Source organism: Streptomyces sp. NPDC014907 (assembly GCF_055562975.1).
In genome coordinates, this window is record NZ_JBVHEG010000003.1 from 561764 (window position 1) to 576885 (window position 15122).

General features: G+C 75.1%; 16 protein-coding genes. 14 read left to right on the plus strand and 2 right to left on the minus strand.

From position 1 onward, the window contains the following. Positions 1-162: 162 nt before the first annotated feature. Both ACZ3IL_RS11715 and ACZ3IL_RS11720 read right to left on the minus strand, forming a co-directional pair. Positions 163-555 carry a VOC family protein gene (locus ACZ3IL_RS11715; RefSeq protein WP_467389069.1) on the minus strand — a complete coding sequence of 131 codons (393 nt, stop codon included), beginning with the start codon at positions 553-555 and terminating at the stop codon, positions 163-165. Beyond that, the gene (locus ACZ3IL_RS11720) at positions 552-1283 is read right to left on the minus strand and encodes a class I SAM-dependent methyltransferase (protein ID WP_467389071.1); all 732 of its coding nucleotides are present in this window, start codon (positions 1281-1283) and stop codon (positions 552-554) included. Before ACZ3IL_RS11720 ends, ACZ3IL_RS11715 begins: the two co-directional genes overlap by 4 nt. 296 nt (positions 1284-1579) lie before the next feature. Between ACZ3IL_RS11720 and ACZ3IL_RS11725 the strand changes: the two genes are divergently transcribed. The 14 genes from ACZ3IL_RS11725 to ACZ3IL_RS11790 all read left to right on the plus strand — a co-directional run bounded on the left by ACZ3IL_RS11725 (position 1580) and on the right by ACZ3IL_RS11790 (position 14936). Further along, complete coding sequence (locus tag ACZ3IL_RS11725; protein ID WP_467389073.1) at positions 1580-2392, plus strand: SDR family NAD(P)-dependent oxidoreductase; 813 nt, start codon at positions 1580-1582, stop codon at positions 2390-2392. Positions 2393-2442: 50 nt separating this feature from the next. Further along, positions 2443-3663: an acyl-CoA dehydrogenase family protein gene (locus ACZ3IL_RS11730; RefSeq protein ID WP_467389075.1), complete on the plus strand. Its 1221-nt coding sequence runs from the start codon at positions 2443-2445 to the stop codon at positions 3661-3663. Positions 3664-3713: 50 nt separating this feature from the next. Then, positions 3714-4211: a PhzA/PhzB family protein gene (locus tag ACZ3IL_RS11735; protein ID WP_467389077.1), complete on the plus strand. Its 498-nt coding sequence runs from the start codon at positions 3714-3716 to the stop codon at positions 4209-4211. A 10-nt stretch (positions 4212-4221) separates the two neighbouring features. Continuing rightward, the gene (locus ACZ3IL_RS11740; protein WP_467389079.1) at positions 4222-4845 is read left to right on the plus strand and encodes an isochorismatase family protein; all 624 of its coding nucleotides are present in this window, start codon (positions 4222-4224) and stop codon (positions 4843-4845) included. Continuing rightward, complete coding sequence (locus ACZ3IL_RS11745; protein WP_467389081.1) at positions 4842-6710, plus strand: anthranilate synthase family protein; 1869 nt, start codon at positions 4842-4844, stop codon at positions 6708-6710. Before ACZ3IL_RS11740 ends, ACZ3IL_RS11745 begins: the two co-directional genes overlap by 4 nt. After that, the gene (locus ACZ3IL_RS11750; protein WP_467389083.1) at positions 6707-7045 is read left to right on the plus strand and encodes a hypothetical protein; all 339 of its coding nucleotides are present in this window, start codon (positions 6707-6709) and stop codon (positions 7043-7045) included. The genes ACZ3IL_RS11745 and ACZ3IL_RS11750 overlap by 4 nt, the downstream gene beginning before the upstream one ends. Beyond that, entirely contained in the window at positions 7038-7898 is an 861-nt protein-coding gene (locus tag ACZ3IL_RS11755; protein ID WP_467389085.1) for a PhzF family phenazine biosynthesis protein, read from the plus strand. Before ACZ3IL_RS11750 ends, ACZ3IL_RS11755 begins: the two co-directional genes overlap by 8 nt. A gap of 13 nt (positions 7899-7911) precedes the next feature. Further along, the gene (gene phzG / locus ACZ3IL_RS11760; RefSeq protein WP_467389087.1) at positions 7912-8577 is read left to right on the plus strand and encodes a phenazine biosynthesis FMN-dependent oxidase PhzG; all 666 of its coding nucleotides are present in this window, start codon (positions 7912-7914) and stop codon (positions 8575-8577) included. A gap of 18 nt (positions 8578-8595) precedes the next feature. Then, positions 8596-9117 carry a flavin reductase family protein gene (locus ACZ3IL_RS11765; protein WP_467389089.1) on the plus strand — a complete coding sequence of 174 codons (522 nt, stop codon included), beginning with the start codon at positions 8596-8598 and terminating at the stop codon, positions 9115-9117. Positions 9118-9193: 76 nt separating this feature from the next. Beyond that, positions 9194-10771, plus strand: a complete 1578-nt coding sequence (locus ACZ3IL_RS11770; RefSeq protein WP_467389091.1) for an amino acid adenylation domain-containing protein — start codon at positions 9194-9196, stop codon at positions 10769-10771. After that, positions 10768-11046: a phosphopantetheine-binding protein gene (locus ACZ3IL_RS11775; RefSeq protein ID WP_467389093.1), complete on the plus strand. Its 279-nt coding sequence runs from the start codon at positions 10768-10770 to the stop codon at positions 11044-11046. Before ACZ3IL_RS11770 ends, ACZ3IL_RS11775 begins: the two co-directional genes overlap by 4 nt. Positions 11047-11048: 2 nt before the next feature. Next, positions 11049-12098, plus strand: coding sequence for a 3-oxoacyl-ACP synthase III family protein (locus ACZ3IL_RS11780; protein ID WP_467389300.1), 1050 nt, complete (start codon positions 11049-11051; stop codon positions 12096-12098). Between the two features lie 226 nt (positions 12099-12324). After that, entirely contained in the window at positions 12325-13422 is a 1098-nt protein-coding gene (locus tag ACZ3IL_RS11785; protein ID WP_467389095.1) for a phenylacetate--CoA ligase family protein, read from the plus strand. Next, the gene (locus ACZ3IL_RS11790) at positions 13422-14936 is read left to right on the plus strand and encodes an aldehyde dehydrogenase family protein (protein WP_467389096.1); all 1515 of its coding nucleotides are present in this window, start codon (positions 13422-13424) and stop codon (positions 14934-14936) included. The genes ACZ3IL_RS11785 and ACZ3IL_RS11790 overlap by 1 nt, the downstream gene beginning before the upstream one ends. The last annotated feature ends 186 nt before the right edge of the window (positions 14937-15122 follow it).

A 15122-nucleotide genomic window follows, 5' to 3' on the forward strand; every position in this document is an offset into this window, starting at 1 on the left:
CCGTACGGAGGTGCCCCGGGGCCGCGTCGGCCCCGGGGCACCTTCCGTTCTCCCGGCCTCCCGTTCTCCCCGTCCGCCGTCCGCCGTCCGCCGTCCGCCGTCCACCGGTCCCGGCCCCGTTCCCGGGCGCCCCGGGGGTGCGGGGCGCCCGGGAACGGGCCGTCACGCCGACGGGCGGCCGAGCCCCACCCGGTTGCCCGCCGGGTCCCGCACGTACGCCACCCGCTCGCCCCAGGAGGTGTCGGCGGGCTCCCGCAGCACGGGCGTGCCGGCGGCCCGCAGCTCCTCCACCGCCGAGTCCACGGACCCGACGAAGACGAACAGGTCGACGGCGCCGGCCGGCTCGTCCGGGGCGTCGTCGTCCCGGCTCACCGCGAGTTCCGCGCCGTCCCGGCGCATCGCGACGAAGTCCGGCTCGCCCGCGGCGGGATGGCGGTGGACGGGTGCGAAGCCGAGCCGCTCGTAGAAGGCGGCCGTGGCCGCCACCCGGCGGGTGCGCAGGACCGGGAAGGCACGCCGCGCCGGGGCCCGGCCGCCGCCGGCCGCCGGGCTCACGCGGCCTCCCCGCCGGCGGCCGGACCGGCGGCCCCGGCGCGGTCGGCGAAGACCTTCCAGACCGGCAGCCGGGTGCGTCCCCTGGCGTCGAGCTCGGGGCGCCGGCCGGTGCGCTCGAAGAACTTCTCCATGCCGGTGGCCACGCCCGCGTACTCCGACAGGTCCATGGAGGTGATCCGCCAGCCCGCCTCCGTCAGCGTGGTGCTCAGCTCGTCCCCGGACACCGACAGGGGGGCGGGCATCCCCCCGGGGACGTCGGCGAAGCACAGCACGCTCAGCAGCGCGCCGGGGCGGGTGACCCGGTGCAGGGCCGCCGCGTACAGCGGCCGGGCCGGGCCGGGCAGGGTGTGGAACAGGGCGCTGTCCAGCACCGAGTCGAAGCGGCCCTCGTAGCCGGACAGGTCGGTGGCGTCCGCGACGGCGAACTCGACGGGCAGGTCGCCGGCCCGCAGCCGGGCCTGCTCGATGGCGGCGGAGGCGGCGTCGATCGCCGTCACCCGGTGGCCGCGGCGGGCCAGGAAGACGGCGTTGTCGCCCGGCCCGCAGCCGATGTCGAGCACGGCGCCGCGGAACCGGCCCCGCTCCTCCAGGGCGACGACGGCGGGCTGCGGCTCGCCGATGTCCCAGGGCACGACCTTGATGGAGGCCCCTTCGAGCAGCTCCCCGCCCGTGTAGACGGCGTTGAAGTCGGCGGCGGCGTAGTCGAAGGACTGTTCCGTGGCGCTCACGCGGATCTCCTTGGCGTCGATGGCTCGCGGTATCCGCCGCAGTATGGCGCGCCGCCGGGCCGTCCAGGAATGTCCGGAGGGTTTCCGCGCCCCTCTCCCCGCGCCTTTTCCGGAACGGACCGGTCCCTTCCCGGTGTCCGTCCGAGGAATTTCCTCGGACGGACACCGGAAAACGCGCACCGGACCGTCTGTCCGCATCCGGACACATGGACACCCCCGCGCCCTTCGGGGTGAATAAGGGGCACTGCGGGACGACCGGAAAACCCGAAAGGGCCGTGCGGAGAAGGAGTTCGACTGTGGCTGGCAAGGTCTGGTTCATCACCGGCACGTCCCGGGGATTCGGCAGGGTCTGGGCCGAGGCCGCGCTGGAGCGCGGGGACCTCGTCGCCGCCACCGCCCGCGACACCGCGAGCCTGGACGGCCTGGTGGCGGCGTACGGCGACGCGGTCCTGCCGCTCGCCCTCGACGTCCGGGACCGGGACGCCGCCTTCGCGGCCGTCGCCGCCGCCCACGAGCGGTTCGGCCGGCTCGACGTCGTCGTCAACAACGCCGGCTACGGCCTGTTCGGCGCCGTCGAGGACGTCACCGAGGCCCAGGCCCGGGACCAGATCGACACCAACCTCTTCGGCACGCTGTGGGTGACCCAGGCCGTCCTGCCCGTCCTGCGGGCCCAGGGCGGCGGCCACATCCTCCAGATGTCCTCCATCGCGGGCCTCGCCTCCTGGCCGATGCTCGGCCTGTACCACGCCTCCAAGTGGGCGGTGGAGGGCCTGAGCGACGCCCTGGCCCAGGAGGTCGGCCGCTTCGGCATCCACGTCACGCTGGTCGAGCCCGGCCCGTACCGGACCGACTGGCGCGGCGCCTCCGCCGTCTGGGCCGAACCCGGCGAGGCGTACGCGGAGTTCGCCCACGCGCCCTCGGCCGGTGCCGCCCCCGGCGACCCGGCCGCCACCGCCGGCGCGGTCCTCGAACTGGTGGACACCCCGAACCCGCCGCTCCGGCTGCCGCTCGGCTCCTCCGTGCTCGACACCGTCACCGCCTCGTACGAGGAGCGGCTGGCCGGCTGGAAGCAGTGGGACGCGCTCGCCCGCGCCGCCCAGGGCGCCTGACACACCGTCCGGCACCACACCGAACCATCCGACGCGAAGGGAACAGCACCGTGCTGACGACAGCGGTGAACGGCACGACGGCCCCCGGGAACCAGGTCCCGGGCCGTGACGAACTGGTGGCCAGGGCCGCCGGACTGCGCGAGGTCCTGTGGGAGGACGCGGCGGAGAGCGACCGGACCCGCCGCCTCACCGAGCGGGGCGTCACCGCCCTGACCGGCGCCGGCCTGATGCGCCTGATGACCCCCCGCCGCCTCGGCGGCTACGAGGCGGACGTGCGCACCCTGCTCGATGTCGCCACCGAGATCGGCCGGGGCTGCTCCTCCGCCGCCTGGATCACCGGCGTGCTGAACGCGGGCAACTTCGTGGCCTCCCTCTTCCCCGCCGAGGTCCAGGACGAGGTGTGGGGTACGAACCCGGACGCCCGCACCGCCCTGGTGCTCGGCAGGCCGGCCCGCGGCGTGGAGCCCGCCGACGGCGGCGTCACCGTCACCGGCGAATGGGGCTACGTCTCCGGCTCGCTGCACGCCGACTGGGTGGGCGTCCTGGTCGCCGTGCCCACCCCGGCCGGGGAGAGCGCCGTCCACTTCGCGCTGCTGCGCGCCGACGAGGTGGGGATCGAGGACACCTGGCACTTCGCCGGGATGCGCGGCACCGGCAGCAACACCGTCACCGCCGCCTCCGTCTTCGTGCCCGAACGCCGGCTCCTGCCGTACGCGCCGCTGCTCGACGGCGAGACCGACGGCCTGGTCGACGCCTCCCACCGCTACCGCAACAGCCTGGTCGGGCTCTTCTCCATCGGCCTGCTCGGCTCCCTCGTCGGCGGCGCCACCGCCGCGTTCGACCTCGTCCGCGAGGCCGCGCCCCACCGGCCCGCCGCCGGGTCGACGTTCTCCCGCCAGGCCGAGTCGCCCACCCTCCAGCTCGACCTCGCCGAGGCCGCCACCGCGATCGAGACCGCGAGGCTGCTGGCCGCGCGGATCGCCGACGGCGTCGACGAGGCCGCCTACGCGGGCGAGTTCCCCGACGTGCTGACCCGGGCCGCCGCCCGGCAGAACTCCACCAGGGTCGCCCAGCTGTGCCGCGAGGCGGTGGACCGGCTGATGACGGCCTACGGCTCCTCCGCGTTCAGCGAGTCCAACCCCCTCCAGCGGATCTGGCGCGACGTCAACGTCGGCAGCCGCCACGCCGGCTTCGGCATGGGCATCCCCGCCCAGCTCTACGGCCGGGCGCTGGTCGGCAAGGACCCGCGCGACATCAGCCTGCTGGTCTGACCCGCCGGCAGGACGACCCCACCACCCCGACGCCCGAGGAAGGCACTCCCGTGAGCGACCCCGCGACCACCGAGGACCAGGCCGGCCCCCAGGACGAACAGGCGGTGCGCGCCCGCAACCGCGCCGTCGTGGAGCAGTACATGAACACCCGCGGCGAGGACCGGCTGCGCCGCCACCTCCTCTTCACCGAGGACGGCGTCGGCGGCCTGTGGACCACCGAGACCGGCGAGCCGATCACCATCACCGGCCGGGACCGGCTCGGCGAGCACGCGGTGTGGTCGCTGCGCTGCTTCCCCGACTGGGTCTGGACCGACATCGAGATCCACGACACCCAGGACCCCGACCGCTTCTGGGTCGAGTGCCGGGGCGAGGGCAAGATCGTCTACCCCGGCTACCCGGTGGGCCACTACCGCAACCACTTCATCCACTCGTTCCAGTTCGAGAACGGGCGGATCAAGCTCCAGCGCGAGTTCATGAACCCCACGAACCAGTTCCGCGCCCTCGGGATCGACGTCCCGCGGGTCCGGCGCGAAGGAATCCCCACCTAAGGAGAACCCGATGGCCGGCCTGCCGACCGTGGAGTCCTACCCCCTGCCTTCCCCCGGGGCCCTGCCGGAGAACGTCGCCCGCTGGACCCCGGACCCGGACCGGGCGGTCCTGCTCGTCCACGACATGCAGCGCTACTTCCTCGCCGCCCTGCCCGACCCGCTGCGCTCCGCCCTGGTGCGCCGCGCCGCACTGCTGCGCGAACGGGCCGCGTCCCTCGGCGTGCCCGTCGCGTACACCGCGCAGCCGGGCCGGATGACGGACGAGGAGCGCGGCCTGCTCAAGGACTTCTGGGGCCCGGGCATGCGGACGGAGGTCGCGGACCGCGAGGTGGTCCCCGAGCTGGCCCCCCGGGAGGGCGACTGGCTCCTCACCAAGTGGCGCTACAGCGCCTTCTTCCGCACCGACCTGCTGGAGCGGATGCGCGCGGCCGGCCGCGACCAGCTGCTCCTGTGCGGGGTGTACGCCCACGTCGGGGTGCTGGCCACCGCCATGGAGGCCTACAGCCACGACATCCGGACGTTCCTCGTCGCCGACGCGGTCGGCGACTTCTCCGAGGCCCACCACATGCTCGCCCTGACCTACGTCGCACAGCGCTGCGGCAGCGTCGTCACCGCCCAGGAGGTCTTCGCATGAGCCGTGCCCGCCGCACCGACCTGCTGGACCGCGTCCTGGCCGGCGAGGTCGCGGACTTCGCCCTGCTGCACCGGCCCGAGGCCGCCCCGGGCACCGTCACGGTCCTCACCGGCCGCGTCACCCGCCCCGGCACCCTCGCCGACGTCCCCCTCGACGCCGAACAGGTCCTGGTCCTCGTCCCCCACCGGCAGCTCGCCGAACGCGGGTTCGCCGCGCCCGACGACGGCGCGCCGCTGCTGGCCCTCTCCGTCTCCGAGCAGGACAGCCTGCCGCTGGACGCGGTGCCCGGCCGGATCGCGGACACCCCGGTCACCCTGACCGGCGGCCGGTTCGACGTCGACGACCCGGCCTACGCCGCCACCGTGCGGCGCGTCGTCGAGGACGAGATCGGCACCGGCGCCGGCGCCAACTTCGTCGTCAAGCGCGACTACCTGGCCCGGATCGACTCCTACGGGCCGCACACCGCCCTGGCCCTCTTCCGCCGGCTCCTCGCCCGCGAACAGGGCGCGTACTGGACCTTCGTCATCCGTGCCGGCGGCCGGACCTTCGTCGGCGCCACCCCCGAGCGGCACGTGTCGCTGCACGGCGGCACCGCCGTGATGAACCCGATCAGCGGCACCTACCGCTACCCGGCGACCGGACCCACCCTCGACGGCGTCACCCGCTTCCTCGCCGACCGCAAGGAGGCCGACGAGCTGTACATGGTGGTGGACGAGGAACTGAAGATGATGTCCCGGATCTGCGGGGCGGGCGTCCGGGTCACCGGCCCCTACCTCAAGGAGATGGCCCGCCTCGCCCACACCGAGTACTTCATCGAGGGGACCACGCGCCGCGACGTGCGCGAGATCCTGCGCGAGACGATGTTCGCGCCGACCGTCACCGGCAGCCCGCTGGAGAGCGCGGCCCGGGTCATCGCCCGCCACGAACCCGGCGGACGCGGTTACTACGGCGGCGTCGCCGCCCTCGTCGGCCGTGACGCCGGCGGCGAGCGGACCCTGGACTCCGCCATCCTCATCCGCACCGCCGACATCGACGCCGCCGGAAACCTGCGCATCGGCGTCGGCGCCACCCTCGTCCGGCACTCCGACCCCGAGTCCGAGGTCGCCGAGACCCGCGCCAAGGCCGCCGGGCTGCTGAGCGTCCTGGAGCCCGACCGGCCCGCGCGGTTCGCCCAGCACCCCCTGGTGCGGGCCGCCCTGGCCTCCCGGAACGCCGGCATCGCCGACTTCTGGCTGCGCGACGCCACCCGGCCGCCGTGCGCCCCGGTCCCGGGCCTGGCCGGCCTGAACGCCCTGGTCGTCGACGCGGAGGACACCTTCACCGCGATGATCGGCCAGCAGCTGGAGTCCCTCGGCCTCGCCGTCACCGTGCGCCGCTTCGACGAGCCGTACGACCTCGCCGCCCACGACGTGGTGGTCCTCGGTCCCGGCCCGGGCGACCCCCGCGACCTCGGCGACCCGCGGATCGTCCGGCTGCACGCGGCGGCCCAGCGGCTCCTCGCCGAGCGGCGGCCCTTCGTCGCGGTCTGCCTGAGCCACCAGGTGCTCTGCACCCGGCTCGGCCTGGACCTGGTCCGCCGGGACGTGCCCAACCAGGGCGCGCAGCGCGTGATCGACCTCTTCGGCAACCGCGAACGGGTCGGCTTCTACAACACCTACGCCGCCCGGTGCGCCGTCGACGAGCTCGACGCCGGCACCCTCGGCACCGTCGAGGTCAGCCGGGACCGGCGGACCCGCGAGGTCCACGCCCTGCGCGGCCCGCACTTCGCCTCCATGCAGTTCCACGCCGAGTCGGTGCTCACCGTCGACGGCCCGCGCATCCTCGGCGAGGCCCTCCTCGGCGTCGTGGGGGTGCGGGTGTCATGAGGATGGACATCGCCTGGTGGGACCTGGACGGGACGGACCCGGACGTCGACGCGATGGCCGCGCACCTGCGGGACGAGGGCACCGACGCCTGGGCCGGGGTGCCCGGCCTGGTCCTGAAGCTGTGGCTGTCCGACCGGGCGGCCAACCGGTGGGGCGCGGTGATGCTCTGGACCGACCGTCCCGCGGACTCCGCGCTGCCGCCCAACCGGGCCGCCGAGCTGATCGGCCGCCCGCCGACGCACCGTTCCGTGTTCGAGGTCGGGGCCGCCGTGGCGGGCGGGCACCCGCCCGCCACGGCCCCCGCACACGACCGAGGAGCCCTCTCCGATGCATGACTACACGGTGGTGGACGCCTTCGCGCGCACTCCGCTCCAGGGCAACCCGGTGGCCGTCTTCTTCGACGCCGGGGACCTGGACCCGGAACGGATGCAGGCCATCGCGCGGGAGATGAACCTCTCCGAGGTGACCTTCGTCCTGCCGGCCGGGTCGGAGGAGGCGGACGCCCGCGTCCGGATCTTCACGCCCGTCAACGAACTGCCCTTCGCCGGGCACCCGCTGCTGGGCACCGCCGTCGCCCTGGGGCTGAGCCGCCGGGCGCTGGGCGCCGCCGGTGAGGAGCAGCGGCTGCGGCTGGAGACGGGGATGGGCGTCGTCCCGTTCGACGTCACCCTGGGCGACGACGGCGCGGTCGGCGTGGAGATGCGCCAGCCGTACCCGTCCCGGGAGCCGTACGAGCACGCGGACGAACTCCTCGCCGCGCTCGGCGTGAAGGAGTCCACCGTCCCGGTGGAGGCCTACCGCAACGGCCCCCGGCACGTCTTCGTGGGCCTGGAGAGCGTCGAGGCGCTCTCCGCGCTCCGGCCCGACCACCGGGCCCTGTCCCGCTTCCCCGACATGGCCGCCAACTGTTTCGCGGGCGGGGGCACCCACTGGCGCACCCGGATGTTCTCGCCCGCGTACGGCGTCGTCGAGGACGCGGCCACCGGCTCGGCCGCCGGCCCGCTCGCCCTCCACCTCGCCCGCCACGGCCTGGTCCCGTACGGCCGGCGCGTCGACATCACCCAGGGGGTGGAGATGGGCCGCCCGTCCCGCATGCACGCCGTCGCGCGGGGCGCGGCGGACCGGACCGACGGCGTACGGGTGGGCGGCCACGGCGCCGTCGTCGCCCGCGGAACCCTCTACGTCTAGGGAGCGGCACCCCATGACCACCAGCACCGGCGGACCCGCCGTCGACACCAGCAGGTTCGAGTCCCTCTCCGGGGACACCGACCTCGCCTTCCCCGAGTACGACGACCCGCCCGCCGAACCCATGGACCTGGTCCGGCGGTGGCTGGCCGGAGCGGTGCGGCACGGAGTGCGCGAGCCCCGCTCGATGGCGCTGGCCACCGCGACCGCCGACGGCCGCGCCTCCAACCGGATCGTCACCGTCGTCCGCGAGACCGGCGAGGGGCTGGTCTTCGCCACCCACAGCACCAGCCGCAAGGGCCGCGAACTGGCCGCCAACGGCTGGGCCTCGGGCCTCCTGTACTGGCGGGAGACCGGGCGGCAGATCGTCCTCTCCGGCCCGGTCACCCCCCTGGAACCGGCCGCGTCCGACGCGCTGTGGGCGGCCCGCCCGGTCCCGCTGCACTCCATGACGGCCGTCTCCCGCCAGAGCGAACCCCTCGACGACCCGGAGGGGATGCGCGCCGAGGCGTACCGGCTCCTGGAGACCGGGCGGCCGCTGCCCCGCCCCGACCGCTTCACCGGATACCTCCTCGCACCGGCCGAGGCGGAGTTCTGGAGCGCCGCCTCGGACCGGCTGCACCGCCGGCTCGCCTACACGCGGGACGGCGCCCGGTGGCGCACCGCCCGACTGCAACCCTGATCGGAGAGTGGACCCCTCATGGAGCGCTCCCTGCTCACCCGCACGATGGCCCTGGTGCCCGCCCCGGTGACGGTGGTCACCACCGTCGACGCCGACGGCCGGCCCTGGGGCTTCACGGCCAGCTCGTTCAGCTCCGTCTCGCTCGACCCGCCGCTGGTCTCGGTCTGCCTGGACAAGGAGGCCAGCACGCACGCCGCGTTCAGCACGGCGCGGCGCTTCCTGATCAACGTCCTGGCCGAGGAACAGCACGGCGTGGCCCGCAGGTTCGCGACCTCCGGCATCGACCGGTTCGCCGACGGCGCCATGGAGCGCTGCGAACTGGGCCTGCCCGGCCTGCACCACACCAGCGTCCGGGTGGCCTGCTCCATGTACTCCGTCGTCGACGCCGGCGACCACAGCATCCTCATCGGCTTCGTCGAGGAGGCCCACACGAGCGACCGCACCCCGCTCGTCTACTACAACCGGGGCTTCGCCCGGCCCGAGCCCGCCCCGGACCGGGCCGAGCGGGACATCCGCGCCTCGCACATCGCCGACTGGTGAGGGCGCCCGCGACCACGGACACCGCCGGCCCCCGCCCCGAACCCGAACCGAACCGCCCACCTCCCCGGAGGACGCCATGACCCTGCCCACGATCAGCCCGCCGCGCACCGAGCCGCCCGCCGACCACCGCACCCTGCCCGCGCTGTTCGCCGCCTCCGCCGCGCGCTTCCCCGACCGTCCCGCGCTCACCGCGGACGGGACCTCGTACAGCTACCGCCGGCTCGACGCCTGGTCGGACGCGGTGGCCGCGCTCCTGGAGGACCTGGGCGTGGGCGGCGGGGACCGGGTCGCCCTGCGGATGCCGCCGGGCGCCGCCGCCGTCGCGACGATGATCGGCATCATGAAGGCGGGCGCCGCGTACGTGCCGCTGGAGGTGCGCAACCCGCCCTCGCGCAACCGGTTCATCGTCGCCGACAGCGGGGTCACCGCCTTCGTCGGGGACCCCGACGGCTGCGACCTCGGCGACGTCCCGCTCGTGCCCGGGGACCGCGTCGCCGCCCTGGCGGACGCGCCGCCGTCCGCCGCGCCGGACCGGCGGGCCCCGGAACCGCACGACACCGCGTACATCATCTACACCTCGGGCACCACCGGCCGTCCCAAGGGCGTCCTGGTCCCGCACGGCGCGATCACGGCCCTGCTGGCCTCCGCGCGGGGCCCGTTCGCCTTCGACGAGCACGACAGCTGGCTCCTGTTCCACTCCATCGCCTTCGACTTCTCGGTGTGGGAGATCTGGGGGCCGCTGGCCACCGGCGCCCGCCTGGTGGTGCTGCCTCCGGGCACCTCGCGCTCCCCGGAGGCGTGCGCGCGCTTCGTCGCGGCGGAGGGCGTCACCGTGCTCAACCAGACCCCGACGGCGTTCGGCGCGATGGCGGGCGTCGTGCTGCGCGACCGGACCGAGCTGCCGGCCCTGCGCTACGTGATCTTCGGCGGGGAGAAGCTCACCCCGGAGACGGTCCGGGGCTGGACCGCCCGGTTCGGCTTCACCGCCCCGTACCTGGTCAACATGTACGGGGTCACCGAGGCGGCCGTGCTCAGCACCCACCACACGGTGACCGCCGCGGACCTCGACGGCGACACCCTCTCCGTCGGGCGGCTGCTCTCCGGCTCCGCCCGGGTCGTCACCGACGACGGCCGCGACGCCGCCCCCGGCGAGCAGGGCGAACTCTGGCTGGCCGGGCCCCAGGTCGCCGACGGCTACCTGGGCCGCCCCGAGCTGACCGCCGAACGCTTCCCGGTCGTCGACGGCGTCCGCCACTACCGCACCGGCGACCTGGTCGTGCCCCGCCCGGACGGCACCTACCTCTACGTCGGCCGCGCCGACCTCCAGGTCAAGCTGCGCGGCCACCGCATCGAGCTCAGCGACGTCGAGGTCGCCGTGCAGGCCCACCCGGACGTCGCCGACGCGGTGGTCTGGGTCCACACGTTCAAGCCCGGCGACGACCGGCTGGTCTGCGCCTACGTCGTCGCCGGGGACGCCGGGGACCCCGGCGCGCGGACGCTGCGCGGCCACGTGCGGGGGCTGCTGCCCTCGTACATGCACCCGTCGTCCTACCGGGCCCTGCCGGTGCCCCACCTGCCGCGCACCGTCAACGGAAAGGTCGACCGGGCCGCCGTGGCCCGGATCTGGGAAGAAGAGAGGAGCCGGACCCGATGAGCACCGCACCCGCACCCTCCGCGCAGGCCGAGGAGATCCGCGCACAGACCCTGAGGTGGGTCGCCGAACTGCTGGAGGAGCCGGAGGTCGAGCCCGGCGACGGCTTCCTGGAGCTCGGCGGCCACTCGGCCCTCGCCCTCCAGCTCGGCGAGTACGCCCGGGAACGCTTCGGCGACGAGTACGACATCATGGTCCTCTTCGACGGCACCCTCGCCGAGGCCGCCGACGAACTCGCCGCCCGCCTCGCCGCGGCGGCCGCCCCCGAGGCGGCGTGACGATGGCACCGGACACCGCCACCCCGGCCACCGCCGCCCCGGACATCGGCATCGCGGCCTTCGGCTACGCCTTCGGCGAGGACCAGGACGTCGCGTCCGTCGCCGCCGACTACGTGCCCGACCCCGGCCGCGTGCTCAAGTGGGGCTACCGCACCTTCCACCGGGCCCCGGACGGGGTCACCGCCACCGACCTCTCGCGGGAGGCCGCTCAGCAGGCCCTGGACCGCGCCGGCATCACCGCCGACGCCCTGGACCTCGTGGTCGTCGCCACCACCGACATGCCCGAGTACGCCTACTGGGACAGCGCCTCGGCCCTGGCCCGCGAGCTGAAGATCGAGCGCACCCAGACGCTGCTGCTCAACGAGGGCTGCGGCTCCGGCGTCAACGGCCTGTTCTACGTGGCCTCGACGCTGGCGATGCAGCCCGAGGCGCGGCACGCGCTGTTCGTGGTCGTCAACCGGGTCAGCGAGTTCCACCGCAACCGGATGAACGTCATCAACACCGTGCTCAGCGACGCGGCCGTGGCCGTCGTCGTCAGCCGCGGCCACGGGTCCGTCCGGTGGCTGTCCAGCGAGCAGTTCACCGACCCCGAGTACAGCGACCTGCTGCGCCTGGACTTCGGCGGCGCGGTCGCCCCGCTCCCGCCGGCCGGCTGGACCAGCGCGGACGCGCCGTCCGCCTACGACCAGGTGCGCGAGCAGTTCGCCGGGGACCCGGCCAAGCTGCGCAGGTTCATCGGCGAGCGCTACACCCGGCTCGTCGAGGTCGTCGACGGGGCCGCCGCCCGGGCCGGCGTCGGCCGGGAGGACATCGACCACGTCATCTACCTCAACGACGTCCCCACCAGCATCGCCGCCGTCGCGACCCCGCTCGGCGTCCCGCTGGAACGGACCAACGCCGCCCTGGCGCCCGACCACGGGCACATGGGCGGCGCGGACCAGCTGATCTCGCTGGGACTCCAGCTGGAACGCGGCGAACTGGCGCCCGGAGACCTCGTCGCCCTGTGCGGCATCTCCACGGGCCGCTGGTGCGCCACGCTGATCCGGATCTAGGGCCCCCTTCCGGGCCGCCCTCCCCCCAGACCGGCGGGTACGCCGACGGGACCGAACCCACCCCCCGTGCCGGGTCCCGTCGGCGTACCCGCCGCCCCGACCGCTTCCGCCCGCCGTGCCCCCCGGGGCCCGGTTCCTGCCCGTCCACCGTGCCCTCCCGGGGCCCGGCCCCGCCCACCCGCCGTGCCCCGTGTCCGTCCGCCGTGCGCCCCGACAAGGAGACACCGTGCCCTCGCCCGACCACCCGATCCTGGACCTCCCGTACGACGCGCGGCCCGACCCCGACGAGTTCCTGCGGGCGGCGATGGCGTGGCACTTCGACCCGGAGACCGGCTCCCCGTTCTGGCTGCGGCGCGCGGAGACCCTGGACTTCGACCCGCGCACCGACATCCGCACCCACGCCGACCTCGCCCGCTTCCCCGACGTCACCGGAGAACTGCGCCACGTCCGCGCCGAGGACCTCGTCCCGCGCGGCTACGGCGCCCGCCCCGACGTGGTCGGCGTCTTCGAGAGCGGCGGCACCACCGGCGCGCCCAAGCGGGTCGTCCTCACCCGCGACTGGCTCGACCGCATGATCGCCTGGTCGAACGCCAACCTGGACGCGCACGGCTTCCCGCGCGGCGCCGACTGGCTGGGCCTGGTCCCGACGGGCCCGCACATCGTCGGCGAGTTCTTCCGCCGCTCGGCCGCCACCCACGGCCGCCGCGGCTTCACCATCGACCTCGACCCGCGCTGGGTGAAGAAGCTGATCGCCTCCGGCCGCGGCGCCGACGCCGGTGCCTACGCGGAACACCTCCTGGACCAGGCGGAGTTCGTGCTCGCCACCCAGGACGTCGAAGTCCTCACCATCACCCCCTCGGTGCTGGAGCGGCTGGCCGGCCGCGAGGACCTGGTGGAGCTGGTCCACAAGAAGGTGAAGGCGATCCGCTGGGGCGGCACCCAGCTCGACCCCGACTCCCGCCACCTGTACCGGACGGAGATCTTCCCGGACACCGTCTTCTGCGGGAACTACGGCAGCACGATGATCCTCGGCTTCGCCGGCGAGCGGCCGGGCCTGTCGGACGAGGACCCGTGCGTCTTCGACCCGCTCAGTCCCTACGTCACCTTCTCCGTGGTCGACCCCGCCACCCGCGAGCCCGTGGCGTACGGCGAGCGCGGCCGGGTCCTCGTCAGCCACGTCAGCAAGACGTTCCTGCTCCCCAACAACCTGGAACGCGACCTGGCCACCCGGGTCCCGTTCCCCGGCGGGGTGGGCGACGCCGTCGCCGACATCGCCCCCGTGGCCACGTTCGAGAACGAGGCCGTGATCGAGGGGGTCTACTGATGTCCGCCCGGCCCGCGTCCGCCCCGCTCACGGCCGCCCCGCCCGTGCCCTCCCGGCCGATGTCCGGCCCGCCGACGGCCACCCCGTCCACGGCCACCCAGTTCGCGTCCACCTCATCCGCGTTCGCGTCCGCCCCGCCCTCCTCCGGGGCGGTCCACCTGGACGCGCTCGGCCCCCGGGGCGCCTTCCGGCCCCGCCGCCGCACCGTCGTCACCGACGTCTCCGGCACGCCCGTGGCCGAACTCGGCCTGGTCCCCTCCCTCTTCGTCGACCGCACCGTCACGACCCTGCGGCGGGCCCGCCCGCTCGCCCCCGACGAGCGGATCGCCGCCCTCGTCCGCGCCGCCGAACTGTTCGCCACCGCCGAACTCGGGGGGCAGGGGCCGGCGGAGTACGAGCACACCGTCAGCCGCGTCGGCGGCGTCCCGATCGGTGTCGTCCGCGCCACCGTCCAGAACATCCGCGCCCGCCTCACCCGGGTCTACGACAGCCTCTCCCAGGCCCGCCCCGCCGGCGCGGCCGAGGACTGGCGCTCCCCGCTCACCCGTACCGGCCGCGCCGTGTGGACCCGGCGCGCCGAGACCCTCGCCGTCCTCGCGGCCGGCAACCACCCCGGCACCCACAGCCTGTGGCCCGAGGCCCTCGCCCTGGGCTACCGGGTCGCCCTGCGCCCCTCCCGGCGCGAGCCCTTCACCCCGTTCCGGCTGGTCACCGCCCTGCGCGCGGCCGGTTTCGGGGACGACCGGGTCGCCTACCTGCCCACCGGGCACACCGAGGCCGACGTCCTGCTGCGGGCCGCCGACCGCTCCCTCGTCTACGGCGGAGACGACGTGGTGCGGAAGTACGGCTCCGACCCGGGGGTCCTGACCCAGGGGCCCGGCCGCAGCAAGATCCTCGTCACCGCCGACACCGACTGGCGCGACCACCTCGACACGATCACCGCCTCCGTCGCCGGTCACGGCGGCACCGGCTGCGTCAACACCACCGCCGTCCTCGTCGAGGGCGACCCGGCCCCCCTGGCCGAGGCCCTCGCGGAGCGCCTCGCCGCCCTGCCCGTCCTCCCGCCCGAGGACGAGAGGGCCGTTCTGCCCGTGCAGAACGCCGCCACCGCCCGCGCGCTCGAGGCCCACCTGCTCTCCCGGGCCGCCGGGACCCGGGCCTGGCTCGGCGGGGACGGCGTCGCGGAGGACCTCGGCGACGGAAGCGCCGTCCTGCGCCCGGCGGTTCACCAGCTCGACCGGGCCGACGCCCCGCAGGCCGGCACCGAACTCCCCTTCCCCTGCGTGTGGGTGGCCCCCTACGACCGGTCCGCCGGCACCGCCCCGCTGCGCGGCAGCCTCGTCGTCACCGCCCTCACCGCCGACCGGCGGCTCCTCGGGGACCTGATCGACGAACCCTCCATCGGCAACGTCCACGCCGGGGACCACCCCACGTACTGGATGGGCCCCGGGCTCCCGCACGACGGGTACCTCGCGGAGTTCCTCATGCGCGCCAAGACCGTGATCCGCGACTGACCACGACCGACCGCGACCTCCCGCGACCGGCCGGGGCCGGCCACGACCGGCCGCCCGACCGCGAACGACCGGCCGTCCGACCGCGAACGACCGGCGGCCCGCCCACGACCACGAACGACCGCCCACGACCGCACACGACCGAGAGGAGAGGACCGTGCACACCCCCTGCGCGCTGTCCGACGTCGG

Coding starts and splice junctions, on each gene's coding strand:
- ACZ3IL_RS11740 (WP_467389079.1), top strand. CDS start 4,222: ATGGCCGGCCTGCCGACCGTGGAGTCCTACCCCCTGCCTTCCCCCGGG.
- ACZ3IL_RS11745 (WP_467389081.1), top strand. CDS start 4,842: ATGAGCCGTGCCCGCCGCACCGACCTGCTGGACCGCGTCCTGGCCGGC.
- ACZ3IL_RS11750 (WP_467389083.1), top strand. CDS start 6,707: ATGAGGATGGACATCGCCTGGTGGGACCTGGACGGGACGGACCCGGAC.
- ACZ3IL_RS11755 (WP_467389085.1), top strand. CDS start 7,038: ATGCATGACTACACGGTGGTGGACGCCTTCGCGCGCACTCCGCTCCAG.
- phzG (WP_467389087.1), top strand. CDS start 7,912: ATGACCACCAGCACCGGCGGACCCGCCGTCGACACCAGCAGGTTCGAG.
- ACZ3IL_RS11765 (WP_467389089.1), top strand. CDS start 8,596: ATGGAGCGCTCCCTGCTCACCCGCACGATGGCCCTGGTGCCCGCCCCG.
- ACZ3IL_RS11770 (WP_467389091.1), top strand. CDS start 9,194: ATGACCCTGCCCACGATCAGCCCGCCGCGCACCGAGCCGCCCGCCGAC.
- ACZ3IL_RS11775 (WP_467389093.1), top strand. CDS start 10,768: ATGAGCACCGCACCCGCACCCTCCGCGCAGGCCGAGGAGATCCGCGCA.
- ACZ3IL_RS11780 (WP_467389300.1), top strand. CDS start 11,049: ATGGCACCGGACACCGCCACCCCGGCCACCGCCGCCCCGGACATCGGC.
- ACZ3IL_RS11790 (WP_467389096.1), top strand. CDS start 13,422: ATGTCCGCCCGGCCCGCGTCCGCCCCGCTCACGGCCGCCCCGCCCGTG.